Here is a 348-nt window from a genome sequence, read left to right as displayed (position 1 = left end):
CGGCGGCCCTATTGGCAGCCAGATGCTCGGCAACCTGGCCAGCACGATGCTGGCGGGCATCAACGGCGGCGGCAGCGCCTCGTCAGTGACTAAGTCGGCGGTGAGCGAGGGCGCCATTACCGTTCGCAACGGTGAGAAGCAGCAGCAGAGCGTGAACGACCTGAGCCGCGACGTGGCGAACGCCAACCCGGGTCTGGATAAAATCTTCGACAGGGAGAAAGAGCAGCGCCGGGTGGAGACGGTACAGGCGGTGGTGGATATCGGCCTGCAGGCCAGCGATATCGTGAGGACGCAGGGCCAGATAGCGGGCGAGAAGGCGAAGCTGGACCCGAAACTGCTGGCGGCAGC

At 65.2% G+C, this 348-nt stretch carries 1 pseudogene; it reads left to right on the top strand.

What is annotated here, in order from left to right:
* Positions 1–348, top strand: a pseudogene (locus QCD69_RS22530) (VENN motif pre-toxin domain-containing protein); the annotation flags it as partial.

The sequence above is a fragment of the Erwinia sp. PsM31 genome (assembly GCF_030433775.1).
GTDB classification, from domain to species: domain Bacteria; phylum Pseudomonadota; class Gammaproteobacteria; order Enterobacterales; family Enterobacteriaceae; genus Erwinia; species Erwinia aeris.
Note: the sequence above shows the minus strand (reverse complement) of the source record. Positions and strands in the feature narration are given on the sequence as shown.